Annotated in this window: 23 protein-coding genes; 14 read left to right on the forward strand and 9 right to left on the reverse strand. The window is 60.9% G+C overall.

The features are described 5' to 3' along the window. Positions 1-67: 67 nt before the first annotated feature. The 4 genes from JWU58_RS03110 to JWU58_RS03125 form a co-directional block, all read right to left on the reverse strand. On the reverse strand, positions 68-1,042 hold the full coding sequence (locus JWU58_RS03110) for a serine/threonine protein kinase (protein ID WP_039757662.1): 975 nt from the start codon (positions 1,040-1,042) through the stop codon (positions 68-70). A gap of 164 nt (positions 1,043-1,206) precedes the next feature. Next, positions 1,207-3,108 carry a PhoX family protein gene (locus tag JWU58_RS03115; RefSeq protein WP_122612419.1) on the reverse strand — a complete coding sequence of 634 codons (1,902 nt, stop codon included), beginning with the start codon at positions 3,106-3,108 and terminating at the stop codon, positions 1,207-1,209. Between the two features lie 70 nt (positions 3,109-3,178). Continuing rightward, on the reverse strand, positions 3,179-3,943 hold the full coding sequence (locus tag JWU58_RS03120) for a TOBE domain-containing protein (protein WP_016772858.1): 765 nt from the start codon (positions 3,941-3,943) through the stop codon (positions 3,179-3,181). A gap of 186 nt (positions 3,944-4,129) precedes the next feature. After that, entirely contained in the window at positions 4,130-4,864 is a 735-nt protein-coding gene (locus JWU58_RS03125) for a ComF family protein (RefSeq protein ID WP_206421472.1), read from the reverse strand. 91 nt (positions 4,865-4,955) lie between these two features. On the opposite strand from JWU58_RS03125, the gene bioB reads away from it, so the two are divergent. From bioB to JWU58_RS03175, 10 genes are all read left to right on the forward strand, one after another. After that, entirely contained in the window at positions 4,956-6,011 is a 1,056-nt protein-coding gene (gene bioB, locus JWU58_RS03130; protein WP_016772860.1) for a biotin synthase BioB, read from the forward strand. Positions 6,012-6,171: 160 nt separating this feature from the next. After that, a complete protein-coding gene (gene bioF, locus JWU58_RS03135) occupies positions 6,172-7,350 on the forward strand; it encodes an 8-amino-7-oxononanoate synthase (RefSeq protein ID WP_206421473.1) in 1,179 nt (392 codons plus the stop codon). After that, positions 7,343-8,074 (forward strand): alpha/beta fold hydrolase, encoded by a 732-nt coding sequence (locus tag JWU58_RS03140; protein ID WP_206421474.1) that lies wholly within the window; start codon positions 7,343-7,345, stop codon positions 8,072-8,074. The genes bioF and JWU58_RS03140 overlap by 8 nt, the downstream gene beginning before the upstream one ends. Beyond that, positions 8,067-8,876, forward strand: a complete 810-nt coding sequence (gene bioC, locus JWU58_RS03145; protein WP_206421475.1) for a malonyl-ACP O-methyltransferase BioC — start codon at positions 8,067-8,069, stop codon at positions 8,874-8,876. The genes JWU58_RS03140 and bioC overlap by 8 nt, the downstream gene beginning before the upstream one ends. Next, complete coding sequence (gene bioD / locus JWU58_RS03150; protein WP_016772864.1) at positions 8,873-9,553, forward strand: dethiobiotin synthase; 681 nt, start codon at positions 8,873-8,875, stop codon at positions 9,551-9,553. Before bioC ends, bioD begins: the two co-directional genes overlap by 4 nt. Positions 9,554-9,661: 108 nt before the next feature. Further along, entirely contained in the window at positions 9,662-9,958 is a 297-nt protein-coding gene (locus JWU58_RS03155) for a hypothetical protein (protein ID WP_016772865.1), read from the forward strand. A 274-nt stretch (positions 9,959-10,232) separates the two neighbouring features. Beyond that, the gene (locus JWU58_RS03160; RefSeq protein ID WP_024014564.1) at positions 10,233-12,038 is read left to right on the forward strand and encodes a phenylacyl-CoA dehydrogenase; all 1,806 of its coding nucleotides are present in this window, start codon (positions 10,233-10,235) and stop codon (positions 12,036-12,038) included. A gap of 191 nt (positions 12,039-12,229) precedes the next feature. Beyond that, positions 12,230-13,519, forward strand: a complete 1,290-nt coding sequence (locus tag JWU58_RS03165; RefSeq protein ID WP_039757672.1) for a GGDEF domain-containing protein — start codon at positions 12,230-12,232, stop codon at positions 13,517-13,519. Between the two features lie 90 nt (positions 13,520-13,609). Then, entirely contained in the window at positions 13,610-15,406 is a 1,797-nt protein-coding gene (locus JWU58_RS03170; protein ID WP_123443826.1) for an acyl-CoA dehydrogenase C-terminal domain-containing protein, read from the forward strand. A 155-nt stretch (positions 15,407-15,561) separates the two neighbouring features. Continuing rightward, positions 15,562-17,340, forward strand: a complete 1,779-nt coding sequence (locus JWU58_RS03175; RefSeq protein WP_123443827.1) for an acyl-CoA dehydrogenase C-terminal domain-containing protein — start codon at positions 15,562-15,564, stop codon at positions 17,338-17,340. Between the two features lie 228 nt (positions 17,341-17,568). Here JWU58_RS03175 and JWU58_RS03180 read toward each other — a convergent pair whose 3' ends face one another. Continuing rightward, positions 17,569-18,483, reverse strand: a complete 915-nt coding sequence (locus JWU58_RS03180; protein WP_206421476.1) for a LysR family transcriptional regulator — start codon at positions 18,481-18,483, stop codon at positions 17,569-17,571. 169 nt (positions 18,484-18,652) lie between these two features. On the opposite strand from JWU58_RS03180, the gene JWU58_RS03185 reads away from it, so the two are divergent. The 4 genes from JWU58_RS03185 to JWU58_RS03200 all read left to right on the forward strand — a co-directional run bounded on the left by JWU58_RS03185 (position 18,653) and on the right by JWU58_RS03200 (position 21,053). After that, the gene (locus tag JWU58_RS03185; protein ID WP_206421477.1) at positions 18,653-19,879 is read left to right on the forward strand and encodes an aspartate aminotransferase family protein; all 1,227 of its coding nucleotides are present in this window, start codon (positions 18,653-18,655) and stop codon (positions 19,877-19,879) included. Between the two features lie 250 nt (positions 19,880-20,129). Beyond that, positions 20,130-20,486 carry a type II toxin-antitoxin system RelE/ParE family toxin gene (locus JWU58_RS03190; protein WP_123443830.1) on the forward strand — a complete coding sequence of 119 codons (357 nt, stop codon included), beginning with the start codon at positions 20,130-20,132 and terminating at the stop codon, positions 20,484-20,486. Continuing rightward, positions 20,479-20,799, forward strand: coding sequence for a helix-turn-helix domain-containing protein (locus JWU58_RS03195; RefSeq protein ID WP_039757682.1), 321 nt, complete (start codon positions 20,479-20,481; stop codon positions 20,797-20,799). Before JWU58_RS03190 ends, JWU58_RS03195 begins: the two co-directional genes overlap by 8 nt. Positions 20,800-20,894: 95 nt before the next feature. After that, the gene (locus tag JWU58_RS03200) at positions 20,895-21,053 is read left to right on the forward strand and encodes a YqaE/Pmp3 family membrane protein (protein ID WP_003228885.1); all 159 of its coding nucleotides are present in this window, start codon (positions 20,895-20,897) and stop codon (positions 21,051-21,053) included. Between the two features lie 113 nt (positions 21,054-21,166). Here the strand turns inward: JWU58_RS03200 and JWU58_RS03205 are convergent, their stop codons facing one another. The 4 genes from JWU58_RS03205 to pqqC are packed head-to-tail and all read right to left on the reverse strand — an operon-like array spanning position 21,167 to position 25,088. Next, positions 21,167-22,966 (reverse strand): S9 family peptidase, encoded by a 1,800-nt coding sequence (locus JWU58_RS03205; protein WP_206421478.1) that lies wholly within the window; start codon positions 22,964-22,966, stop codon positions 21,167-21,169. Further along, positions 22,932-24,092 (reverse strand): pyrroloquinoline quinone biosynthesis protein PqqE, encoded by a 1,161-nt coding sequence (pqqE, locus tag JWU58_RS03210; protein ID WP_241196146.1) that lies wholly within the window; start codon positions 24,090-24,092, stop codon positions 22,932-22,934. Before pqqE ends, JWU58_RS03205 begins: the two co-directional genes overlap by 35 nt. Further along, complete coding sequence (gene pqqD, locus JWU58_RS03215; protein WP_136493063.1) at positions 24,064-24,339, reverse strand: pyrroloquinoline quinone biosynthesis peptide chaperone PqqD; 276 nt, start codon at positions 24,337-24,339, stop codon at positions 24,064-24,066. The genes pqqE and pqqD overlap by 29 nt, the downstream gene beginning before the upstream one ends. After that, positions 24,336-25,088, reverse strand: a complete 753-nt coding sequence (gene pqqC / locus JWU58_RS03220; RefSeq protein WP_024014556.1) for a pyrroloquinoline-quinone synthase PqqC — start codon at positions 25,086-25,088, stop codon at positions 24,336-24,338. Before pqqC ends, pqqD begins: the two co-directional genes overlap by 4 nt. Between the last annotated feature and the right edge of the window lie 45 nt (positions 25,089-25,133).

Here is a 25,133-nt window from a genome sequence, read left to right on the forward strand (position 1 = left end):
CAACATCGATGTTGCCTGAAATGACGTCTTCGCGAGCAGGCTCGCTCCCACAGGGTTCAGGTTTGAATCAGAAGAGTTTCAGCGGTTCTTCATTCAGTGCCGCCAACTGTTCACGCAACGCCAGCACCTGGTCGCCCCAATACCGCTCCGTGCCAAACCACGGAAAGCTGTGCGGGAACGCCGGGTCGTCCCAGCGCCGTGCCAGCCAGGCGCTGTAGTGCATCAGGCGCAAGGCGCGCAACGGTTCGATCAGCGCCAGCTCGCGCGGGTCGAAATCATGGAATTCGTTGTAGCCGTCCATCAATTCCGACAACTGCCCCAGACACTCCTGGCGATCGCCGGCAAGCATCATCCAGATGTCCTGCACCGCCGGGCCCATGCGGCAGTCGTCGAGGTCGACGATGTGGAACATTTCGTCGCGGCACATCATGTTGCCGGGGTGGCAGTCACCGTGCATGCGGATGTTCTGGTGCGGCGTGGCGGCGTAGACATCTTCGACGCGTTTGAGCAGGTCGCGGGCAACCGACTCGTACGCCGGCAGCAAACTCTTGGGAATGAAATTGCCTTCGAGCAAAGTGTTCAGCGAGGCATGGCCGAAGTTCTGCACGGCGAGGGCTTCGCGGTGCTCGAACGGCTTGGTGCCGCCCACCGCATGCATGCGCCCGAGCAACTGGCCGAGGCGATACAGTTGATCAAGATTGCCCGGCTCCGGCGCGCGCCCGCCCCGGCGCGGGAACAGGGTGAAGCGAAAACCGGCGTGCTCATGCAGGGTTTCGCCGTTGTGGATCAGCGGCGCTACCACCGGGATGTCGATGTCGGCCAGTTCGAAAGTGAACTGGTGCTCTTCGAGGATGGCCTCGTTGGTCCAGCGCTGCGGACGATAGAACTTGGCAATCAGCGGCTCGGAGTCTTCAATGCCGACCTGATACACACGGTTTTCGTAGCTGTTGAGCGCCAGAATGCGCGCATCGCTGAGGAAACCGATGCTTTCAACGGCATCCAGGACGAGATCGGGGGTGAGGGTTTCAAACGGGTGGGCCATGCTGACTCCTGCGCGCAGCAGGCTGCTGCGTCCGGCTCGGCATGGTAGCGCAGATGGCGGCGCGAAGGGTGTTGGTGTCTGCCCGGGCCTCTTCGCGAGCAGGCTCGCTCCCACCTTGGAATACGATTCCCTGTGGGAGCGAGCCTGCTCGCGAAAGCGGTTTATCAGGCGCCGACAACCCCGCCGTCTTCGCGAGTAATCGCCATCACCGAAGACCTTGGCTTGCCATTGGGCAGATGCTCGGGGAAGGTCGAACCGCCGTTCTCGCCTGGATGCTGAATCCCGACAAACAGGGTTTTTTGATCCGGCGAGAAGCTGATCCCGGTCACTTCGCAACCCACCGGCCCGACCATGAAACGGCGAATTTCACCCGTCGCAGGATCGGCGCAGAGCATCTGGTTGTTGCCCATCCCGGCGAAGTCGCCAGCGTTGCTCGAGTCGCCGTCGGTGAGAATCCACAGGCGTCCGGCCTTGTCGAAACCCAGACCGTCGGGGCTGTTGAACATGTTCTGCGGGGTAATGTTGGATGAGCCACCTTTCGGCGTCCCGGCATGCACGCCCGGATTGCCGGCGACCACAAACAGATCCCAGGCAAACGTCTTCGAGGCGTGATCGTTGCGGTCGGTACGCCAGCGCAGAATCTGCCCGTAAACGTTCTTCTCGCGCGGGTTCGGCCCGCCCACCGGTTGCCCGTCTTCACCGCGCTTGGCGTTGTTGGTCAGGGTGCAATAAACCTGGCCGTCCTTGGGACTGACGACGATCCACTCCGGGCGGTCCATGCGCGTTGCGCCAACCACGCTGGCGGCAAGGCGCGCGTGGATCAGCACTTCTGCCTGATCGGCAAACCCGCTGCTGGCGTCGATGCCGTTCTTGCCGTGGGTCAGTTCGATCCACTGGCCCTGGCCTTTCGGGTGATCAGGGTTGCCGTCGCCGGCATCGAATTTGGCCACATACAACGTGCCGTGATCGAGGATGTCGCGGTTGGCTTTCTGATTGCGATGGTTGATGCGGTCGCGGCTGACGAATTTGTAAATGAACTCGCCACGCTCGTCGTCACCCATGTACACCACAGCGCGACCATCGTCGGTCTCGGCCAGCGCGGCGTTTTCATGTTTGAAGCGGCCCAGCGCGGTGCGTTTGACCGGAGTCGATTGCGGATCGAATGGATCGATCTCGACCACCCAGCCGTGACGGTTGAGCTCGTTGGGGTTCTTGGCCATGTCGAAGCGCGGGTCGTGCGGGTGCCAGTTGATGTCCTTGCTGCTGGCGACAACGCCGTAGCGCTTTTGCGCGGCATCGAACTGCTGCTGGGCGTTGCTGCTGCCGAAGCAGTCGGTGAAGTTTTCTTCGCAGGTCAGGTAGGTGCCCCACGGCGTCTTGCCGTTGGCGCAGTTCTGGAAGGTGCCGAGGACTTTTTTGCCGTGCTTGTCGGCGGCGGTTTTCATCAAGTCGTGGCCGCGGGCCGGACCGCTGATGCGCAGCGGCGAGTTGCCGTGGATGCGGCGGTTGTAGCGCGAGCCCTGGACGAATTGCCACTGGCCGTTCTTGCGCTGCACTTCGATCACCGACACGCCTTCGCAGGCCAATGCCTTGCGCACATCCTCAGCCGACTGCGGCATGCCGCCATGCGGATACAGGTAGCGATAGTTGGTGTATTCGTTGTTGATCGCCATCAGCGCGCGGTTCTTGTCGTCCGGGAAGGCGAACAGGCTCATGCCGTCGTTGTTGTCGCCGAACTGCACTTCCTGTGCGGCAGCGGTGCCGTTACCGCTCGGATCGAAGGCCGGGCCGTTCTTATGTAGCGGCTGGCCCCAACTGATCAGCACCGAAGACTTGTAACCCTTGGGCAGGCTGATGGCGTCGGTGGTCGCCGCCGGAATGCTCTCGAAACCGAGCAGGCGGCTGTTGCCGGCGCTGACGCTGGCGGCCATGACGCTGCGGCTCAGCAGGTTGCCGCCGAGGAACATCGCCGCGCCGCACAAGGCACCGGCGCTGATGAAACCGCGACGGCTGAGGCCGACCATTTTTTCCAGATCAGTGGATTGGTTTTCTTCTAATAGGCTCACATCAGGCTCCCTGCTTGGTTATGGGCAACACCTTAATGCGGGTCGATGACGCTTTTGTGGCAGGGACAAATCAGAGCGGCGTGCCGATCAGCACGTTGGACGGCGCGCATTGCACCTGCACCGCAGACCCCACGGCGAGTTGCTGGTTGCGCAAGTGCAGCGGTTCGGCCAAGGCGCAAAGTGTCTGGCCGTTGGGCAGGGAAATGCGCACCTCGCTGGGACCGTCCTCGGCATCGAGGATGGCTTCGATGGTGCCGCGCAGGACATTGTGTCCGGGCGTGGCCGGCTGATCGGTGCCGAGCAGTTCAAGCCAGCCAGCCTTGATCAGCGCCATCACTTCGGTACCGATCTGCAATTCCAGATGCACAGTGCTGTCGTGGGTGATCTGTGCCTCCAGAGCAATGCCTTCTGCCAGTTCGAGGCGGATCAGATCGTTGCGCCCCTGCGCCTGAATGGCCGCGACCGTGCCGTGCAGCTGATTGCGCGCGCTGGTCCTGAGCATCAGCCGCCCGAGCAGGTCGAGATCACTGGCGTCTTCCGCCGCTTCCAGCACCTGCGCCTGCAATGCCTGCAATTTCTGATACAGGCGCAGCACCCGCTCGCCCTCGCTGGACAGTCTGGCGCCGCCGCCGCCCTTGCCGCCCACCACGCGCTCGACCAAGGGTTTCTGCGCGAGATTGTTCAACTCATCGATCGCATCCCACGCTGCCTTGTAACTGAGCCCCGCACTCTTCGCCGCGCGGGTGATCGAGCCCTGCTCGGCGATGTGTTGCAGCAGGGCGATGCGCTGCGGGCGGCGGACGATGTGCTGGGAGAGCAGGGTGGGCAGGGACATGGCAGAACGCTTCTGGCTCGGGCGATGAGAGGGACGTTGGCCACTTGCAACGCATGAGTCAAGCCTGACGCAAAGCCCCCTGTGGGAGCGAGCCTGCTCGCGAAAGCGGTCTGACCAACAACATCTTTGTTGAATGTGGCGCCCATTCGCCAGCAGGCTCGCTCGCACATGAGAACTGTATTCGCTTCAGGTACCGGGCTTCGGCGTCCGGGCCAGGCAATACACATCAACCCGCGCCGCACCTGCATTCATCAACAACCGCGCCAGCGCTTGAGCGGTCGCGCCCGTGGTCAGAACATCATCCACCAGCGCGAAATGGCGGCCGCTTGCCTCTGCATCAGGCGTTAGCGCAAAGGCATTGCGCAAATTGCGTTTGCGCGCCTTGGCGTCGAGATCCTGCTGGGCATCGGTGTCCATGACTCGCCGCAGCAGCTGTTCTTCACACGGCAAATCCAGCGACACACTCAGCCAGCGCGCGAGCATCGCCGCTTGATTGAATCCTCGCCGACGCAGTCGTTTATTCGCCAACGGCACCGGTAGCAACACATCGGGTCGCGGCAAGTCTTCGGCGAAGCGATGCTGCAAGTATTGGCCGAGAACGTCGGCGACCAGGTGACCAAACGGCCATTTCGCGTTGTGTTTAAAGCGTGTAATCAGACTGTCCACGGGGAAGCCATAAACCCAGGGCACGGCAACCTGTTCGAAGGCCGGAGGCTCTAGCAGGCACTCGCCGCAAGTCAGGCCATCCGCCGCCAGCGGCAAAGCGCAGCTCTGACAATGGCTGCCGAGCCAGGGCAATTCGGTTTCGCAGGCCTCGCACATTGGCATTTGTGCTTCTGCGGGCTCATCGCACAGCAAACAGGTCTGTACGTTTTTTAAACAGATGTAAACCTGTCCTTGGTATTGCGGTTGACAGCGCATCGCTCTTCCTTAAATATGCCGAACATCCGTGTAGCGCCTGTGGATATTCCATTTTCCCCGGCGCCAGCCAAGCATAACCAAGGAATTGCCCATGAGCGCAAGCACCACTGCCACCCTGCGTCACGATTGGTCTCTGGCCGAAGTCAAAGCACTCTTCGTACAGCCATTCAACGACTTGCTGTTCCAGGCGCAAACGGTGCACCGCGCACATTTCAACGCCAACCGCGTGCAGGTCTCGACACTGCTGTCGATCAAGACCGGCGCCTGCCCGGAAGACTGCAAGTACTGCCCGCAGTCCGGGCACTACAACACCGGTCTGGAAAAAGAAAAACTGATGGAAGTGCAGAAGGTCCTCGAAGAAGCGGCCCGCGCCAAAGCCATCGGTTCGACGCGATTCTGCATGGGCGCGGCGTGGAAACATCCGTCGGCCAAAGACATGCCGTATGTGTTGAAGATGGTTGAAGGGGTGAAAGCCCTCGGCCTGGAAACCTGCATGACCCTCGGCCGTCTCGATCAGGAGCAGACCGAAGCGCTGGCCAAGGCCGGTCTCGATTACTACAACCACAACCTCGACACTTCGCCGGAGTTCTACGGCAGCATCATCACCACCCGCACTTACAGCGAGCGCTTGCAGACGCTGGCCTATGTGCGTGAGTCGGGAATGAAAATCTGCTCCGGCGGCATTCTCGGCATGGGCGAATCGCTGGACGATCGCGCCAATCTGCTGATCCAGTTGGCCAACCTGCCGGAGCACCCGGAATCGGTGCCAATCAACATGCTGGTGAAAGTCGCCGGCACGCCGCTGGAAAACGCCGAAGACATTGACCCGTTCGACTTCATCCGCATGCTCGCCGTGGCGCGCATCCTCATGCCGCAATCCCACGTGCGCCTGTCCGCCGGTCGCGAAGCGATGAACGAGCAGATGCAGGCCCTGGCATTTTTCGCCGGCGCCAACTCGATTTTCTACGGCGACAAATTGCTCACCACCGCCAACCCGCAGGCGGACAAGGACATGCAATTGTTCGCGCGCCTCGGTATCCAGCCGGAAGCTCGCGAAGAGCATTCCGATGAGGTTCATCAGGCTGCGATCGAGCAGGCACTGGTGGAGCAGAAGAGTAGCGAGCAGTTCTACAACGCTGCGGTGTAATAAACCGCGCGGATTGCCCTGAAGGAATGCAAAACCCCTGTGGGAGCGGGCCTGCTCGCAAAAGCGGTTTGGCCGCCAACATCCCTGTTGGAGGTGACGCCCATTCGCGAGCAGGCTCGCTCCCACAGGGGATCTGTGTCATTTGAAAATCGAGGCCTGCATGTCATTCGATCTCGCCGCACGCCTTGCTGCCCGCCGTGCCGACAACCTCTATCGGCAGCGCCCGCTGCTCGAATCGCCGCAAGGGCCGGAAGTGGTGGTGGACGGCCAGCCGCTGCTCGCTTTCTGCAACAACGACTATCTGGGCCTGGCCAATCATCCGCAGGTGATCGAAGCCTGGCGCGCCGGCGCTGAACGTTGGGGTGTCGGCGGTGGCGCGTCCCATCTGGTGATCGGCCACAGCAGCCCGCATCACGCGCTGGAAGAAGCACTCGCCGAACTGACCGGACGCCCACGTGCACTGCTGTTCACCACCGGCTACATGGCCAACCTCGGTGCGGTCACCGCGCTGGTCGGGCAGGGCGATACGGTGCTCGAAGACCGGCTCAATCATGCCTCGTTGCTGGACGCGGGCCTGTTGTCCGGCGCGCGTTTCAATCGCTATCTGCACAACGACGCCGAAAGCCTGGGCAAACGCCTGGAGAAAGCCATTGGCAACACACTGGTGGTGACCGATGGCGTATTCAGCATGGACGGTGACATCGCCGACCTGCCGGCGCTGGCCCGCGCGGCCAAGGCCAAAGGCGCGTGGCTGATGGTCGACGATGCCCACGGCTTCGGCCCGTTGGGCGCCAACGGTGGCGGCATCGTCGAGCATTTCGGCTTGAGCCAGGACGATGTGCCGGTGCTGGTCGGCACTCTCGGTAAAGCCTTCGGCACCGCCGGGGCCTTTGTCGCCGGCAGCGAAGAGTTGATCGAAAGCCTGATCCAGTTCGCCCGCCCGTATATCTACACCACCAGCCAACCACCGGCGCTGGCCTGCGCGACGCTGAAAAGCCTCGAGCTGTTGCGCAGCGAACACTGGCGCCGTGAACACTTGCAGACGCTGATTCGCCAGTTCCGCCACGGCGCCGAGCAGATCGGGCTGGAACTGATGGACAGCTTCACGCCGATCCAGCCGATCATGATCGGCGATGCCGGGCGCGCCGTGCGGTTGTCGCAGATGCTGCGCGAGCGCGGGCTGATGGTCACTGCGATTCGCCCTCCGACCGTGCCGGCCGGCAGCGCGCGACTGCGCGTCACGCTGACCGCCGCCCACAGCGAAGCTCAAGTGCAACACTTGCTGGAAGGATTGGCAGATTGTTTCGCCCGATTGTCATTGGAGCCAGGCCATGCGTAATCGTCTGATTCTGCTGCCCGGCTGGGGCCTTGGCGTGTCGCCGCTGGAACCGCTGGCCGCAGCATTGCGTGGCTTCGACGAGCATCTGCAAGTCGAGATCGAGCCCCTGCCGGAGCTGGACTCCGCTGACCTTGAAGACTGGCTCGACGAACTCGATGCGCGCATTCCACAGGAAGTCTGGCTTGGTGGCTGGTCGCTGGGCGGCATGCTCGCGTCTGAGTTGGCGGCACGACGCGGTGAGGCGTGCTGCGGGCTGCTCACGCTGGCGAGCAATCCTGCGTTTGTCGCCCATGAACAGTGGCCGAGCGCGATGCCTGGCGAAACTTTCGATGCGTTTCTTGCCGGTTGCCAGGCCGATCCGCGTACCACGCTCAAGCGCTTCGCTCTGCTATGTGCGCAAGGTTCACCAGACCCGCGCGGCTTGTCGCGCTTGCTGCTCGGTGGCGCGCCGGCAACCGCGCCGGCCGTGCTGATGGCAGGTCTGGAGCTACTCGCGCAACTGGATACGCGCCAGGCGTTGCAGGGGTTTCGCGGCCCGCAGTTGCATCTGTTCGGCGGACAGGATGCGCTGGTCCCGGCGGAAGCGGCCGGTGCATTGTTCGCGCTGTTGCCGGATATCGAAATTGGTCTGATCGAACAGGCCAGCCATGCTTTTCTGCTGGAAGACCCGCACGGAGTCGCGGGCGCGATCCAGGCTTTTCTTCATGAGTGCGCTGATGACTGACCTGTCCCTTGTGCTGCCTGGAGGCTTGCCCGACAAGCGTCAGGTGGCGGCGTCTTTTTCCCGTGCTGCGGCCAGTTACGACAGCGTCGCCGAGTTTCAGCGTGACGTCGGCACGCAGCTGCTTGAGCGTTTGCCTGGGAGTTTCATGCCGTCGCGGTGGCTTGATCTCGGTTGCGGCACCGGCTACTTCACCCGAGCGCTGGCCTCGCGTTTCACCCAGGGCAGCGGTGTCGCGCTGGACATCGCCGAGGGCATGCTCAATCACGCACGGCCATTGGGTGGCGCAGAGCATTTCATTGCTGGCGATGCCGAACGGCTGCCGTTGCAGGATGCGAGCGTCGATCTGATTTTCTCCAGTCTCGCGGTGCAGTGGTGCGCCGACTTCGAGGCGGTGCTCGGCGAAGCCTTGCGCGTGCTGAAACCGGGCGGGATTTTTGCCTTTGCTAGTCTATGTACAGGAACGCTGTTCGAGTTGCGTGAGAGTTGGCAGCAGGTCGACGGGTTGGTGCACGTCAATCGCTTCCGCGAGTTCGCCCGCTATGAACAGTTATGTGCCGGCAGTGGCATGCGCATTTTGGCGCTGGAGAATCAGCCGCACGTGTTGCATTACCCGGATGTGCGCAGCCTTACTCATGAGCTGAAGGCGCTGGGTGCACACAATCTGAATCCCGGCCGGCCGGGCGGTTTGACCGGACGGGCGCGGATTCTCGGGCTGATCGACGCGTATGAGCGGTTCCGTCAGGTGTCGGGGCTGCCGGCAACGTATCAGGTGGTGTACGCCGTGTTGGAGAAACCTCTATGAGCGCAGCCTATTTCATCACCGGTACCGACACCGATGTCGGCAAGACCACGGTTGCTGCCGGATTGCTCCATGCGGCGCGTTCGGCTGGCTTGAGCACGGCGGCGGGCAAACCGGTGGCTTCCGGGTGCGACGTCACGCCCAAAGGCTTGCGTAATTCCGATGCCTTGGCGCTGCTGGCCGAATGTTCGTTGCCGCTGACTTATCAACAGGTCAACCCGGTGGCGTTCGAGCCAGCGATCGCTCCGCATCTGGCGGCGCGCGAAGCGGGAGTGGCGCTGACGGTGCAATCGCTGCTGGCGCCGATGCGCGGGATTCTGGCGATGAACGCCGATTTCACCCTGATCGAAGGCGCGGGCGGCTGGCGTGTGCCGTTGGCGGATCAGGACAATCTCTCGGACCTGGCGATTGCGCTGAAGCTGCCGGTGATTCTGGTGGTGGGCGTGAGGCTGGGGTGCATCAGTCATGCGTTGCTGACCGCCGAGGCGATTGCCCGCGATGGTCTGCAATTGGCGGGGTGGGTGGCGAATATCATCGATCCGAAAACTTCGCGGCTGGAGGAAAACCTCGCGACCCTGGCCGAGCGCATCCCCGCACCGTGCCTGGGGCGGGTGCCGAAACTCAAGGCGTTGAGCGCCGAAGCGGTGGCCGAGCATTTGCAATTGGATTTGCTCGATTAAGTTTCTCGCTATGAACAGGCACTGTGCCATTAGTGTTTTTGACGGGTGTTTTGCTGGCGCGTCTGCTTCAATGGCGAGCATTGATCCTTTGCAGGGATGAGAGTGACTATGGAAATCTCCGGCAACACAGCTTTCTATGCGGGACTGAGCTCGATTCAGTCCGGGCAGAACCGCGTCGATCAGGCCGCCAGCCAGATCGCCAACAACACTATCGAACGTTCGGTGACCAGCCAGTCGTCCGAAGTGCAGGTCAATCGCCTGCGCGGCGTGGATCGCGCCCAAGAATCGGATCTGGCGAGCAATATCGTCGAGCTGTCGCAGGGCAAGATCCAGGCAGAGCTGGGTGTGAAGGTGGCCAAGGCGTCCGACGAAGTGCTCGGGACGATCATCGATACCTTTGCCTGAATGAGTTTGTTCTAGATCCCGAAACGCCGCGCCCTGTCGCGGCGTTTTTCGTTTAAGTCCTTCTTGCTCAACTAATCTTTTTACAACGCCCGTGGCTTACGTGAAGTCGCGGTGATTTCCAGTTTCCGGCATTTGGAGAACGTGATGACGAACGGCAAAAGAACGATGCTTGACAAGATTTCGGCGTAAACGTATGTTTCAAACAACTGTTTGACCGTCACAACAACTCAACACGGTCGTTCATTCCCGGTTACATCAGCAGAGGTTTATCGCTATGCCTGACTACAAGGCCCCCTTGCGTGATATTCGCTTCGTTCGTGACGAACTGCTCGGCTACGAAGCGCACTATCAGAGCCTGCCAGCGTGCGCAGACGCCACGCCGGACATGGTTGACGCCATCCTCGAGGAAGGCGCCAAGTTTTGTGAGCAGGTACTGGCGCCGCTGAACCGCGTGGGCGACATCGAAGGTTGCACCTGGAGCGAGTCCGGCGTGAAAACCCCGACTGGCTTCAAAGAGGCGTACAAGCAATTCGTCGAAGGCGGCTGGCCAAGCCTGGCCCACGACGTTGAGCACGGCGGCCAAGGTCTGCCTGAGTCGCTGGGCCTGGCAGTGAGCGAAATGGTCGGCGAAGCCAACTGGTCGTGGGGCATGTACCCAGGCCTGTCGCACGGTGCGATGAACACCATCTCCGAGCACGGCACCCCTGAGCAGCAGGAAGCCTATCTGACCAAACTGGTCTCCGGCGAGTGGACCGGCACCATGTGCCTGACCGAACCGCACTGCGGCACCGACCTGGGCATGCTGCGTACCAAGGCCGAGCCTCAGGCCGACGGTTCCTACAAAGTTTCCGGCACCAAGATCTTCATCTCGGCCGGCGAACACGACATGGCCGATAACATCGTCCACATCGTACTGGCGCGTCTGCCGGATGCTCCGGCTGGCACCAAAGGCATCTCGCTGTTCATCGTTCCAAAGTTCCTGCCAAACGCCGATGGCACCATTGGCGCGCGCAACGCAGTGAGCTGCGGTTCGTTGGAACACAAGATGGGCATCCACGGCAACGCTACCTGCGTGATGAACTTCGACGGCGCCACTGGTTACCTGATCGGCCCGGCGAACAAGGGTCTGAACTGCATGTTCACCTTTATGAACACCGCTCGCCTCGGTACCGCACTGCAAGGACTGGCTCACGCCGAAATCGGCTTCCAGGGCGGTCTGAAATACGCTCGTGATCGCCTGCAAATGCGCTCGCTGACTGGCCCGAAAGCGCCGGACAAAGCCGCTGACCCGATCATCGTCCACCCGGACGTGCGCCGCATGCTGTTGACCATGAAGGCGTTCGCCGAAGGCAACCGCGCGATGGTCTACTTCACCGCCAAGCAAGTCGACATCGTCAAATACGGCGTCGATGAAGAAGAGAAGAAGAAGGCCGACGCGCTGCTGGCGTTCATGACCCCGATCGCCAAAGCGTTCATGACCGAAGTCGGTTTCGAAGCCGCCAACCACGGCGTGCAGATCTACGGCGGCCACGGCTTCATCGCCGAGTGGGGCATGGAGCAGAACGTTCGCGACAGCCGCATTTCGATGCTGTACGAAGGCACCACCGGCATCCAGGCCCTCGACCTGCTCGGCCGTAAAGTGCTGATGACTCAAGGCGAAGCTCTGAAAGGCTTCACCAAGATCGTCCACAAGTTCTGCCAGACCAACGAAGGCAACGAAGCCGTTCAGGAATTCGTCGCGCCGCTGGCTGCACTGAACAAGGAATGGGGCGAGCTGACCATGAAGGTCGGTATGGCCGCCATGAAAGACCGCGAAGAAGTCGGCGCGGCCTCCGTGGACTACCTGATGTACTCCGGTTATGCCTGCCTGGCCTACTTCTGGGCGGACATGGCGCGTCTGGCTGCGGAAAAACTGGCTGCCGGCACCAGCGACGAGGCGTTCTACACCGCCAAGCTGCAAACCGCGCGCTTCTACTTCCAGCGCATCCTGCCGCGTACCCGTACCCACGTGGCCACTATGCTGTCGGGTGCTGGCAACCTGATGGACATGAAAGAAGAAGACTTCGCGCTGGGCTACTAAGCCTTAACGCAGTCTGACGAAAACCGCTGCTCCCGTTAGGGGGCAGCGGTTTTTTTGTTTGCGGATCGCTCAGATAGTCGAGCTTCCGGCCGTTACAGAGACCGTGTGTGATCTGGATCACATTGTATGGGCTTGGCCGCACTTTGCAGGCACAATGCCATCTCTTTGCTATGACGGGTCGGAGCTTACCCTTGCCGCGTTCTTCCGCTGTACGTTTCAGCCATTTCCTGCCATCACTGCTGTTATTGCTTGCGGGGCTGGCGGCTGCGTACGTCAAAGACCTCAGCGTATTCTTCACGTCGCTGTTCAACGTCCTGCCGACATTGGTTCTGCTCCTCGGTGGCGCGTATTGCGCGGTGTATCGACGTCAGCGCGAACTGTTTCTGATGCTCACGGTGTACATCGCCTACTTTCTGCTGGACACCCAGACAGATTTCTACCGCGACAACGGCAAGGTCCGCGAAGACGCTGCGGTGGTGTTTCATCTGGTCTGCCTGCTGCTGCCGTTGTTGTTCGGATTATTCGCCGCATGGCAGGAACGTACCCATCTGTTTCAGGACATGGTCGCGCGCTTTGCCGTGCTGCTGGCATTTGGCAGCGTGGCGCTGGGACTGGAGCAAAGTTACCCACAGGCGCTGCTGCTGTGGTTGTCGGAGATCCGCTGGCCGGCGCTGCACGGGGCATGGATGAGTCTCATCCAGTTGTCCTATCCGGTGTTCATCTCGGCCTTCCTGCTTCTGGCCTGGCAATACTGGCGCAACCCGCGCCCGTTGCACGCGGCGCAACTGGTTGGCTTGCTCGGTGTGTTCTGGATGCTGCCGAAGACCTTCATTCTGCCGTTCACCCTGAACATCATGTGCAGCCAGGTGATGCTGATGATCGCCGCCGCCGTTGCGCATGAGGCCTATCAAATGGCCTTCCGCGACGAGCTCACCGGCCTGCCGGGACGACGTGCGCTCAACGAACGCATGCAGCGACTGGGGCGCAACTATGTCCTGGCGATGAGCGACGTCGATCACTTCAAGAAATTCAACGACACCCACGGCCACGATGTCGGTGATCAGGTGCTGCGCCTGGTCGCCAGCAAACTGTCGAAAATCAGCGGTGGCGGTAGGGCGTATCGCTACGGCGGTGAGGAATTTGCCTTGGTGTTCGCAGGCAAGACTCTTGAGGAGTGCATGCCGCACCTGGAAGTGATCCGTGAATCGATTGCGTCTTACAGCATTCAGTTACGCAACCAGGAAAACCGCCCGCAGGATGATCAGCAAGGTCGCCAGCGCCGCAGCGGTTCCGGGGCTTCGGCGGTGTCGGTGACGGTAAGTATCGGCGTCGCCGAACGTGTCGAGCAGCGCACTCCTGAAGAAGTGCTCAAGTCCGCCGACCAGGCGTTGTACAGCGCCAAGGGCGCCGGGCGTAACTGCGTCATGGCATTCGGGCAGAACCGCCGTGGCGCGGTGCGCATGGACGCTGCTGCGGGTTGAGTGATGACGGCGCATTCAGCGCCTGCACGATGATTGCCGCGCGTGGTGGCCAGCAGTAGGTTGGAGGAATCTGCTGACGGAGAAGCCACCATGCCCGACTACAAAGCTCCCCTGCGCGACATGCGCTTTCTGATCGATCACGTCTTCGACTTCCACTCCAGTTACGCCAGTCTCGGCGCGCATGACGCCAGCCCGGACATGATCAGCGCGATCCTCGAAGAAGGCGCGAAGTTTTGCGAGAACGTGCTGGCCCCGCTCAATCGCAGCGGCGATGAAGAGGGCTGCCATTTCGACAACGGCGTGGTGACAACGCCTACAGGCTTCAAGCAGGCCTTCGCACAATATGTCGAGGGCGGCTGGCACGGTTTGGCGGCTGATCCGGCTTACGGTGGCCAAGGGTTGCCGAGTTCGCTGGGACTGGTGATCAGCGAGATGGTCGGCTCCAGCAACACGTCCTGGGGCATGTACCCCGGCCTGACCCACGGCGCGATGTCGGCGATCCACGCCCACGGTACCGCCGAGCAGAAAGACACCTACCTGAGCAAACTCACCGCTGGCCAGTGGACCGGCACCATGTGCCTGACCGAAGCCCACTGCGGCACCGATCTGGGCATCATCAAGACTCGCGCGGTGCCCCGGGCCGACGGCAGCTACGCGATCACCGGCAGCAAGATTTTCATTTCCGCCGGCGAGCATGACCTGAGCGACAACATCATCCATCTGGTCCTGGCCAAGCTGCCGGACGCACCGGCCGGAACCAAGGGCATTTCCCTGTTTATCGTGCCCAAGTTCCTGCCCGATGCAGCAGGCGAAGCGGGAGAGCGCAATGGCGTTTCCTGTGGCTCGATCGAGCACAAGATGGGCATCAAGGCTTCAGCCACCTGCGTGCTGAACTTCGATGCCGCCACCGGTTACCTGATCGGCGAGCCGAACAAAGGCCTCAACTGCATGTTCACCATGATGAATCACGCGCGGCTCGGCACCGGCATGCAGGGGCTGTGTCTGGGCGAGGCGAGTTTTCAGGGTGCGATCAAGTACGCCAATGACCGCCTGCAGATGCGCGCGCTGACCGGCGCCAAGGCCCCGGAAAAACCTGCTGACCCGATCATCGTCCACCCCGATGTGCGGCGCATGTTGCTGACCATGAAAGCCTTCAACGAAGGCAACCGCGCGCTGACCTATTTCACCGCGCAGATGCTCGATGTCGCGCACCTGAGCAGCGACGCCGACGCGCGTCAGGAGGCCGAAGACCTGTTGGCGTTCCTCACGCCGATCTGCAAGGCGTTCATGACCGACACCGGGCTGGAAGTGACCAACCACGGTATGCAGGTGTTTGGCGGCCACGGTTTCATTCGCGAGTGGGGCATGGAGCAACTGGTGCGCGATTGCCGGATTGCGCCGATCTATGAGGGCACCAACGGCATTCAAGCGCTGGACCTGCTCGGGCGCAAGGTGCTGGGCAGTCAGGGCAAGCTATTGCGCGGTTTTACCAAAATCGTCCACAAGTTCTGCGCAGCGAACGCCGACCATGCGCAATTGGGCCGCTTCGTCGCGCAACTCAACGGGCTCAACCAACAGTGGGGCGACCTGACCATGAAGGTCGGCATGGCGGCCATGAAGAACCCGGACGAAGTCGGCGCCGCATCGGTGGATTACCTGATGTACAGCGGCTACATCATCCTGGGCTACCTGTGGCTGCGCATGGCGTTGGTTGCGCAGGCACAGCTGGAGGCGGGCGAGGGCGAGGCTGATTTCCTCAAGGGCAAACTGGCGACGTGCGAGTTCTACTTCAAGCGTTTGTTGCCGCGTACGGCTGCGCATCAGGCAGCGATCGAGGCGGGCAGTGATTGTTTGATGAATTTGCCGGCGGAGGCGTTTGCTTTGTAGGGCAGATCGAAAGATCGCGGCGATTTTTTTCTGGTGACTAAAAATAACAAATCAGTCACCGGTTGACCCTATGTGTCGCAAAAGTTGTTGAGGTACACTCGGGCTCAGAAAACATCATTCCACGAACCACCTGTTTAGATCTTGCGAGGTTTGCCATGGCTGACTACAAAGCGCCGCTGCGCGATATGCGCTTCGTCCTCAATGAAGTGTTCGAAGTCGCCAAACTCTGGGCCGAGCTGCCAGCGCTGGCCGAGACCGTCGACGCCGAAACCGTTGAAGCGATTCTCGAAGAGGCCGGCAAGGTCACCAGCAAAAGCATCGCGCCGCTGAGCCGTGCCGCTGACGAGGAAGGTTGCCGTTGGGCGGACGGTGCCGTCACCACCCCGGCCGGTTTCCCACAGGCCTATCAGACTTATGCCGAAGGCGGCTGGGTCGGCGTCGGCGGTGATCCGGCCTACGGCGGCATGGGCATGCCCAAAGCCGTGTCGGCGCAGGTCGAGGAAATGGTCAACTCCGCCAGCCTGGCGTTCGGTCTGTATCCGATGCTGACCGCCGGCGCCTGCCTGTCGATCAATGCCCACGCCAGTGAAGAACTGAAAGCTGCGTACCTGCCGAACATGTACGCCGGCATCTGGGCCGGTTCCATGTGCCTGACCGAGCCGCACGCCGGCACCGACCTGGGGATCATTCGCACCAAAGCCGAACCTCAGGCCGACGGTTCCTACAAGGTCAGCGGCACCAAGATCTTCATCACTGGCGGCGAGCACGACCTCACCGAGAACATCATTCATCTGGTACTGGCCAAGCTGCCTGATGCCCCGGCCGGTCCGAAAGGCATTTCGCTGTTCCTGGTGCCGAAGTTCATGGTCAATGCCGACGGCAGCCTAGGTGCGCGTAACCCGGCCAACTGCGGGTCCATCGAGCACAAGATGGGCATCCAGGCCTCGGCGACCTGCGTGATGAACTTCGACGAAGCCGTCGGCTATCTGGTCGGCGAGCCGAACAAAGGCCTGGCCGCGATGTTCACCATGATGAACTACGAGCGCCTGGGCGTTGGTATTCAAGGCCTGGCTACAGGCGAGCGCTCTTATCAGAACGCTGTTGAATATGCGCGCGATCGTCTGCAGAGCCGTTCGCCGACCGGCGCGCAGAACAAGGACAAAGTCGCTGACCCGATCATCGTCCACCCGGACGTGCGACGCATGCTGCTGACCATGAAAGCCTCGAACGAAGGCGGCCGTGCGTTCTCCACGTACGTGGCGATGCAACTGGACACCGCCAAGTTCAGCGAAGATGCGACCACCCGCAAGCGCGCAGAAGATCTGGTGGCGCTGCTGACGCCGGTAGCGAAAGCTTTCCTGACCGACCTGGGTCTTGAAACCACCGTCCACGGCCAGCAGATTTTCGGCGGCCACGGCTACATCCGCGAGTGGGGCCAGGAGCAACTGGTGCGTGACGTGCGCATCACCCAGATCTACGAAGGCACCAACGGCATTCAGGCGCTGGACCTGGTCGGGCGCAAGATCGTTGGCAGTGGCGGCGCGTTCTACCAGCTGTTCGCTGACGAGATTCGCCATTTCACCGCAACCGCCAGCGCCGATCTGGGCGAGTTCACCAAGCCGTTGAACGATGCCGTCGACACCCTCGACGAGCTGACCGCGTGGCTGCTGGATCGGGCGAAAAACAATCCGAACGAAATCGGCGCGGCCTCGGTCGAATATTTGCAAGCGTTCGGATACACCGCTTACGCCTACATGTGGGCGTTGATGGCCAAAGCCGCGCTGGGCAAGGAAGCGCAAGATGATTTCTATGCGAGCAAGCTGGGCACCGCACGCTTCTATTTCGCCCGTTTGCTGCCGCGTATCCACTCGTTGAGCGCGTCGGTCAAGGCCGGTAGCGAGTCGCTGTTCCTGCTGGATGCGGCACAGTTCTGATCCTGTAGACGTCATGTAAGCATTTGCTTACGTGACGTGCTGCTGTTCTCCCATATCCGTATATTGGATCCACGGCTACTCTACATTTCATGGACGTCGCGCAGGAAGCGCAAAGTAAACAACACGGACACGTAGGATTCTGCCAGGGTGGCGGAGTGAAATGGATGTCAGGGAAACAGTCTGCAAAGCCCCGCTTCGGCGGGGTTTTCTTTTGCCTGAAGAAAAGTTTCAGGCAAGCGGATCGAGAGCCGGCTTCATTTCGCGATCGATCACCTCTTCAAGCAATGTCCGCAGCAATACCAACGAGGCCTGCTGGCGTTGCACATCACGGCACACCAGGCCAACTTGCAACGGCACCCGTGGCTCGCTCAGCGGTTTCCACAGCAGATCTTCATCGTCGTATTCCTTTTGCGAACGTCCCGGCAGTACCGTCGCCAGCTTGGTATGCGGCAGGCTGTCGAGAATTCCCAACATATTGTTCAGCTCGGCCTGCACCTGCGGGCGTCGACCGAGGCTGGTCAGTTGTGCCTGCCAGATCTGCCGAATCTGGAACTCTTCGCCGAGCAGCAGCATTGGCAGTTCAGCAGCCTGGCGCATCGAGACTTTCTTGAACTCGCGCAAGGGATGGTCTGCCGGGATCACCAGCGTCAGTTCGTCTTCATACAGCAATACCCCGTGCAGACCGGGTTGGCGCGGCGGCAGATAGCTGATGCCGATGTCCAGCGAACCATTGAGCAGACGCCGTTCGATTTCCAGCCCCGTAAGTTCATAGATCTGCACCACCAGATGCGGCTGCGCCTTGCGCACACGCTCGAGCATTTGCGGCACAAGGCTGGTGTGCACCGTTTGCAGCACACCGATCGCCAGGGTGCGCAACGCCTGCCCCTTGAAATTACCCAACGCCTCGCGCGCCCGCTGCAAGCCATCGAGCAGCGGCAACGCGTGGTTGTACAGCGTGTGCGCAGCGAGGGTCGGCAGCAGGCGTTTACTGCTGCGTTCGAACACGGTGACGTCGAGATTCTGCTCCAGCTGACGGATCTGTTGCGACAGCGCTGGTTGCGAGATCGAGAGGCGCTCAGCCGCACGGCCGACATGGCCTTCTTCGTAGACCGCGACGAAATAACGCAGTTGTTTGAAATCCATAAGTCGCGCTTATCGAAATGGCTGGGAAATCGAAATGGCCTGAACCCGTTTGCGCGCCTAGTCTAACCGCATTCACAAGGCTTGCAGGGCCAGAAAGCGTGACGAATTCCATTTGCTTCGTTCGTGATTACATAGGCAGTTCAAAAAACCTCAAGCGAGGTTTTTCTGCATGAATCTGTTCAGTTTGCGGCGCCAGACGCCGAGTCTGGATGACCTCTGCTTCGAGGCGGGGCCATCCGCTATGACCGACCATCTCAATGCCCAACGCCTGATGCCCAGTGTCGAGCGGCCGCATCAAGTGTTCGTTCGCGGCCAGGGTTCCTGGCTGTGGGACAGCAACGATCGCGCCTACCTCGACTTTTCCCAGGCCTGCGGCGCCAACAGCCTTGGCCACAGCCCCACGGCGCTGGTCAAAGCCATCGCCAATCAGGCCCAGGCGCTGATCAATCCCGGCTGCAATCTGCATAGTCGCGGCATGCTCAGCCTCGCCGAACGTCTGTGCGCCAGCACGTCCAGCGATCAGGCGTACCTGCTCAACAGTGGCAGCGAGGCTTGTGAGGCGGCGATCAAACTGGCGGGCAAATGGGGGCAACTGCATCGCAGCGGCGCCTCGCGGATCATCATGGCTGAGCAGGGTTGTCATGGCCGCAGTCTGGCGACGATTGATCGAGTGCCATTCAACGACCTGCCGGCGCTGCATGCGGCGGTTGATGCGCAGACCGTGGCAATCATGCTGGAGCCGATCCAGAGCGATGCCGGGGTTATTCCCGCGACCGAGCATTACCTCAAAGGGGTCGAGCGACTGTGTCGTGACCTTGGCATTCTGCTGATTCTCGACGAAGTGCAGACCGGTATGGGCCGCTGCGGCAGCTTGCTTGCCGAACAGTCCTACGGGATTCGCGCCGATATCGTTGTGCTCGGCAAAGGCCTCGGCGGCGGCTTGCCGCTGGCGGCCTTGCTGGCGCGAGGCAAGGCCTGCTGCTTCGCCACTGGCGAGCTGAGCGGCACCCATCACGGCAACGCCTTGATCACGGCGGCCGGTCTGGTAGTGCTCGACAGCATCCATGACCGCAGCTTCCTTCAGCAGGTCAACGACAACGGCCAGCACCTGCGCGAAGGCCTGGCGCGACTGGCCCACCGCTACGGCCACGGCGAGTTGCGCGGCCAAGGCCTGTTCCATGGGCTGACGCTGTCCAACGAATGCGCCGACGCCGTCGTCCATGCCGCACTGCACGAAGGCCTGATATTGAACGCCGCGCAGCCTGACTGCCTGCGCTTCACCCCCGCCCTCACTGTCAGCAAAGCGAACATCGACGAAATGCTCCTGCGCCTGGGCCGCGCCTTCTCGCGAGTGCGCACCGCCCAATTGCAATGCCGCAAGGGCATTGCCGTCTGAGCTGAGGTGCCCCAACCGATTACCCGAACCGTCTCGCGGTATAACGCACGCCCCACGCCTGATTCTTTTGGCGTGGGGCATTTTTTTGTGGCCGGGTTTTACAGACGGGATTTAGAGCTTGAGGAATCGTACCGCGGATGGTCTTTTAGAGAATACCAGCAAGGGATGCGGCTACGGGCTGATCGGTATCACCGAAAAAGCCGTTTTGCGATCTGTACCACTAGGTGGTATGTTTTTGGAAGGGATACCTATGCCATTGAGGCTGTTCAAGACCAGGCGCTTCGCCCTTCAGGCCAGCAGGGCGTGGATCACAGATGAAGAGTTGCAGGAGGCGTTTCACCAGATGCTTCAGGGACAGGCGGACGATCTTGGCGGAGGCGTGTGGAAGAAGCGCTTGAAGGCGAACCGCCACCGTTCGATTGTTTTGGCAAAAGGTGGACATTACTGGATCTACCAAGTGCTTTTCGCCAAGCAGGATCAAAGCAATATCACGCCAACAGAATTGAAGGATTTACGTAAATTGGCAAAGGTTTATGCGCAACTGACCGAAGCGCAGATCAGCGACTTGTTGGCGATGAAGGAGTTTGTGGAGATATGTCATGAGTAAGAAATTCAAAAGTGAAGTCTTTGAATCGATACACGAATCAGCCGGGGCGTTGCTTGCTGTCGGAGCAATCAACAAAGCAACGATGCGAGAATTCGATGACTCCTGTCTGGCATCGGTTCCCTTGGCGATCCCGGCTGAGGAGATCAAGGCGCTACGCGAGCGTAACAAGGTCAGCCAGCCGGTGTTTGCACGCTATCTCAACACCAGTGCATCCACGGTCAAACAATGGGAATCGGGTGACAAACATCCCAGCGGTATGGCGCTCAAACTACTGAGCATCGTACAAAAACACGGGTTGAAAATTCTCGCTTGAGCCTGACGCAGCTATTGCACTGAACCCTGACGAACGGCGCAGGTCGATTAGCTTGTATGGCTCAAGTGAGCCAACCCCCATTCAGGAGCTGCCCCATGGATTTCATTCGTATCATCATCGCTATTCTGTTGCCGCCACTGGGCGTGTTTCTGCAGGTCGGGTTTGGCGGGGCGTTCTGGTTGAACATTCTGCTGACGTTGTGCGGCTACATTCCGGGGATCGTGCACGCGGTGTATATCATCGCCAAGCGTTGAGTCCGGTAGCGTCTATTGGATAGCTTTCGCGAGCAGGCTCGCTCCCACATTGGATCTGTGGCCACAAGTCCTTTGTGGGAGCGAGCCTGCTCGCTAACGGGGCGACACGGTTTTCAGTCAACCAGCCCCATCACCCGCCGATAAAACGTCCACTCCTGCTCGAGTGCATGCGCCTGGTTAGCCGCGCGACGAAAGCCGTGGCGTTCGTCAGGGTAGTAATGCGCTTCGACCGGGATGCCGTTGTGCTCCAGCGCCGCGACCATGTCGCGGGTCTGTTGAGGCACGACCACCGCGTCCAGTTCACCCTGGAAGAAAATCACCGGCACGCGAATATTGTCTGCGTGCAGCAATGGCGTGCGGGCGGCATAGCGTTCGGCATCTCGCTCGGGATCGCCGATCAGCCAGTCCAGATAATCGCCCTCGAACTTGTGCGTGGCCCGTGCCAAAGCCACCGGATCGCTGACGCCATAGAGGCTGGCGCCTGCGCGGAAAACCTGCCTGAACGCCAGTGCGCACAATGTGGTGTAACCACCTGCACTGCCACCGCGAATGAACGCGCGGTCACCATCGATCAGACCTTGGTCAGCGAGATAACTCACCACCGCGCAGGCATCCTCGACATCCACCTCGCCCCAGCGCAGATGCAGCGCTTGCCGATATTCGCGACCATAGCCACTGCTGCCGCGATAGTTGAGGTCGGCGACGGCAAAGCCGCGCTGCGTCCAGTACTGGATGCGCGGATCGAGGATCGGATAGCACGCCGACGTCGGGCCGCCGTGGATGAACACCACCAGCGGCGGTTTCGCTTCACCGCTCATGGCCGGGTAAAAGAAACCGTGCGCCTCGCCGGAGCCGCTCGGATAACGCAAGGTCTGCGGACGGCTGATGCGTTCGGCGGGCAATGGAGCCACGCCGCCAGCGAGGATTTTCACGGCATGCGAGACACGATCAATGGCAATCACTGCTGACGGGCTCACCGGCGTTGCGGCAATGCAATAGATGAACTGTTGATCCATCGCCAAGTGGCGGAAGCGGCTGTAGTCACCGCTGAAATCTTCACTTCCAAGGGCCAGGCGACCGAAACCATCCTCGCTCCAACTGGCTAAAAACTGATCACCGACAGGCAGCCAAGTGCAGCCGCCCAGTTGCCAGGGCGCAGGCGCGTGATCGGCCTCTGCACTCGGTAGCGCGTGCAAGCCATCGGTCGTTTCGACCCACGGCTGCCAGTAGCCGCCACGATCTGTCAGGCAGTAGAGCCGGCCGTCGGCGTGGAAACGCGGCTGCTGGATCGACTCCTCAATCTGCTCGCCGGCAACACAACGAGGCGCAGAAAAATCACCTTCCGCGACCATCAAGCGCGTCGAGGTCCACGGCTGATGCGGTCGGCTCCACTCGATCCATGCCAGCCGCCGGCCGTCGGAGCTCAGCGTTGGCGATGCATAGAAATCCGCACCTTCGGCCAGCACCTTGCGCGTGCCGGTCGCCAGATCAATCGCCACCAGGCGATGTCGATCCTGCTGCTCTTCGACCGCCAACACCCGGCCAGCGGCGAATTGCAGATCGCCGTAGCGGCAGTCAGTCGACGTCAGCGCGACCGGCTCGCCATCCAGCGCCTGCCGATACATCTGCTGATCCGCTTCATTGACGAAAACCACCCCGTCAGGCGTCAGACAAAACGCACCACCGCCATATTCGTACACGCGGCTACGCACGCTGAAGCCTTCCGGCGTCAGACGTTTAGCTACGCCATCGCGGCAATGCCAGATTCGGCACGCGGCGTCCTCGGGGCGATATTCATTCCAGAACACGCCATGGGCGCCGAGCTGCAGTTCGGCGAAGTCGGTTCCGGCAGCGACGGCCTGGGCGGCGCTGAAAGGCTCAGCCCTTGGCGATGAGGCGTGAGTTTCGTTCATTGCGAAAGGCCAGTTGTTCGATGGTTTGAGTGGCGGTCTCGGCTTCTTCGCGGGCCTGCAGAATCACGCCATGATGTTCGGACTTGCTGCACACCGGGTCGGCATTACTGGCGTCGCCGGTGAGCATGAACGCCTGGCAGCGGCAGCCGCCGAAATCTTTTTCTTTCTCGTCGCAAGAGCGGCACGGCTCGGGCATCCAGTCGTAACCGCGAAAACGGTTGAAACCGAACGAGTCGTACCAGATGTGTTGCATGCTGTGATCGCGCACGTTGGGAAACTGCACCGGCATCTGGCGGGCACCATGGCAGGGCAGGGCGGTGCCGTCCGGGGTGACGGTCAGGAAGATGCTGCCCCAGCCGTTCATGCAGGCTTTCGGGCGTTCTTCGTAGTAGTCCGGGGTGACAAAGATAAGCTTGCACGGATGCCCTTCGGCTTCCAGCCTGGCCCGGTATTCATTGGTGATGCGTTCGGCGCGCACCAGTTGTTCCCTGGTCGGCAACAGACCGACACGGTTGAGCTGCGCCCAGCCGTAGAACTGGCAAGTGGCGAGTTCGACGAAGTCAGCCTCCAGCGCAATGCACAGTTCGATAATGCGGTCGATCTTGTCAATGTTGTGCCGATGGGTTACGAAGTTCAGCACCATCGGATAGCCGTGGGCCTTGACTGCGCGAGCCATTTCCAGCTTCTGTGCAAAAGCCTTTTTCGAGCCCGCGAGCAGGTTGTTCACTTGCTCGTCGCTGGCCTGAAAACTGATCTGGATGTGATCAAGCCCGGCCTTTTTGAAGTCGCTGATTTTCTGCTCGGTCAGGCCAATGCCGGAGGTGATCAGGTTGGTGTAGAAACCCAACTGCCGCGCTTCACGGATAAGTTCGGCCAAGTCCTGACGCACCAGCGGTTCGCCGCCGGAAAAGCCCAATTGCGCCGCGCCCATCTCCCGCGCTTCGCGGAACACCTTGATCCATTGCTCGGTGGTCAGCTCTTTGCCCTGCTCGGCGAAATCCAGCGGATTGGAGCAGTACGGGCATTGCAGCGGGCAGCGGTAGGTCAGCTCGGCGAGCAGCCACAGCGGCAGGCCGACTTGCGGTTTGGCCGGCAGATCAGTCAAGGGTGAGCCAGTGTTGCTCACGGGCAACCTCCATGAATTGCTCGACGTCGTCACCGAGCTCGGGCACGCCGGGGAACTGCTTGTCGAGTTCGGCAATGATTGCCGCGACATCGCGTTCGCCATCAATCAGGCCGCCAATCAGCGCGGCCGTTTCGTTGAGCTTGATCATGCCTTCCGGGTACAGCAACACATGGCCCTTTTGCGCCGGTTCGTACTGGAAGCGATAGCCCGGGCGCCAGCTCGGCACTTTGCTGCGGTCGAAACTCATAAGATGATTCCTTTATGCCAGACCCGTTGTTCGGTCACGCTGTGATACGGCGGACGGTTCAGTTCATAGGCCATGCTCATGGCATCGAGCATGCTCCAAAGAATGTCCAGTTTGAACTGGAGAATTTCCAGCATGCGCTCCTGGCCTTCGCGGGTCTTGTAGTGCTCAAGGGTGATCGCCAGCCCATGCTCGACGTCACGCCGCGCCTGACCGAGACGGGTGCGGAAGTATTCGTAACCGGCCGGGTCGATCCACGGGTAATGCTGCGGCCAGCTGTCGAGGCGCGACTGGTGGATCTGCGGCGCGAACAATTCGGTCAGCGAGCTGCTGGCGGCTTCCTGCCAACTGGCGCGACGGGCGAAGTTGACGTAGGCATCGACGGCGAAACGCACGCCGGGCAGCACCAGCTCCTGAGAGCGCAATTGGTCCGGATCGAGGCCGACAGCCTGGCCCAGACGCAGCCAGGCTTCGATGCCGCCATCTTCACCGGGTGCGCCGTCGTGATCGAGCAGGCGCTGAATCCACTCGCGGCGGATTTCCCGATCCGGGCAATTGGCAAGGATCGCCGCGTCTTTCAGGGGAATGTTCACCTGATAGTAGAAGCGGTTGGCGACCCAGCCCTGAATCTGCTCGCGGGTCGCGCGGCCTTCGTACATCGCCACGTGGTACGGGTGGTAGATGTGGTAATAGGCGCCTTTGGCGCGCAGGGCCGCTTCGAATTCGGTGGGGGACAGCGGGGTGTCGGTCATGTCTTTTCTCCGGGAACAACCCTGGAAATCTCTGGTGTCTGTGCT

This window comes from Pseudomonas atacamensis (assembly GCF_017167965.1).
GTDB classification, from domain to species: domain Bacteria; phylum Pseudomonadota; class Gammaproteobacteria; order Pseudomonadales; family Pseudomonadaceae; genus Aquipseudomonas; species Aquipseudomonas atacamensis.

Excerpts from the sequence above, each read along its gene's own strand:
- JWU58_RS03110 (WP_039757662.1), bottom strand. The coding sequence starts at position 1,042 with ATGGCCCACCCGTTTGAAACCCTCACCCCCGATCTCGTCCTGGATGCC.
- JWU58_RS03120 (WP_016772858.1), bottom strand. The coding sequence starts at position 3,943 with ATGTCCCTGCCCACCCTGCTCTCCCAGCACATCGTCCGCCGCCCGCAG.
- JWU58_RS03125 (WP_206421472.1), bottom strand. The coding sequence starts at position 4,864 with ATGCGCTGTCAACCGCAATACCAAGGACAGGTTTACATCTGTTTAAAA.
- bioB (WP_016772860.1), top strand. The coding sequence starts at position 4,956 with ATGAGCGCAAGCACCACTGCCACCCTGCGTCACGATTGGTCTCTGGCC.
- bioF (WP_206421473.1), top strand. The coding sequence starts at position 6,172 with ATGTCATTCGATCTCGCCGCACGCCTTGCTGCCCGCCGTGCCGACAAC.
- JWU58_RS03140 (WP_206421474.1), top strand. The coding sequence starts at position 7,343 with ATGCGTAATCGTCTGATTCTGCTGCCCGGCTGGGGCCTTGGCGTGTCG.
- bioC (WP_206421475.1), top strand. The coding sequence starts at position 8,067 with ATGACTGACCTGTCCCTTGTGCTGCCTGGAGGCTTGCCCGACAAGCGT.
- bioD (WP_016772864.1), top strand. The coding sequence starts at position 8,873 with ATGAGCGCAGCCTATTTCATCACCGGTACCGACACCGATGTCGGCAAG.
- JWU58_RS03155 (WP_016772865.1), top strand. The coding sequence starts at position 9,662 with ATGGAAATCTCCGGCAACACAGCTTTCTATGCGGGACTGAGCTCGATT.
- JWU58_RS03160 (WP_024014564.1), top strand. The coding sequence starts at position 10,233 with ATGCCTGACTACAAGGCCCCCTTGCGTGATATTCGCTTCGTTCGTGAC.
- JWU58_RS03170 (WP_123443826.1), top strand. The coding sequence starts at position 13,610 with ATGCCCGACTACAAAGCTCCCCTGCGCGACATGCGCTTTCTGATCGAT.
- JWU58_RS03175 (WP_123443827.1), top strand. The coding sequence starts at position 15,562 with ATGGCTGACTACAAAGCGCCGCTGCGCGATATGCGCTTCGTCCTCAAT.
- JWU58_RS03180 (WP_206421476.1), bottom strand. The coding sequence starts at position 18,483 with ATGGATTTCAAACAACTGCGTTATTTCGTCGCGGTCTACGAAGAAGGC.
- JWU58_RS03185 (WP_206421477.1), top strand. The coding sequence starts at position 18,653 with ATGAATCTGTTCAGTTTGCGGCGCCAGACGCCGAGTCTGGATGACCTC.
- JWU58_RS03190 (WP_123443830.1), top strand. The coding sequence starts at position 20,130 with ATGCCATTGAGGCTGTTCAAGACCAGGCGCTTCGCCCTTCAGGCCAGC.
- JWU58_RS03195 (WP_039757682.1), top strand. The coding sequence starts at position 20,479 with ATGAGTAAGAAATTCAAAAGTGAAGTCTTTGAATCGATACACGAATCA.
- JWU58_RS03200 (WP_003228885.1), top strand. The coding sequence starts at position 20,895 with ATGGATTTCATTCGTATCATCATCGCTATTCTGTTGCCGCCACTGGGC.
- JWU58_RS03205 (WP_206421478.1), bottom strand. The coding sequence starts at position 22,966 with ATGAACGAAACTCACGCCTCATCGCCAAGGGCTGAGCCTTTCAGCGCC.
- pqqD (WP_136493063.1), bottom strand. The coding sequence starts at position 24,339 with ATGAGTTTCGACCGCAGCAAAGTGCCGAGCTGGCGCCCGGGCTATCGC.
- pqqC (WP_024014556.1), bottom strand. The coding sequence starts at position 25,088 with ATGACCGACACCCCGCTGTCCCCCACCGAATTCGAAGCGGCCCTGCGC.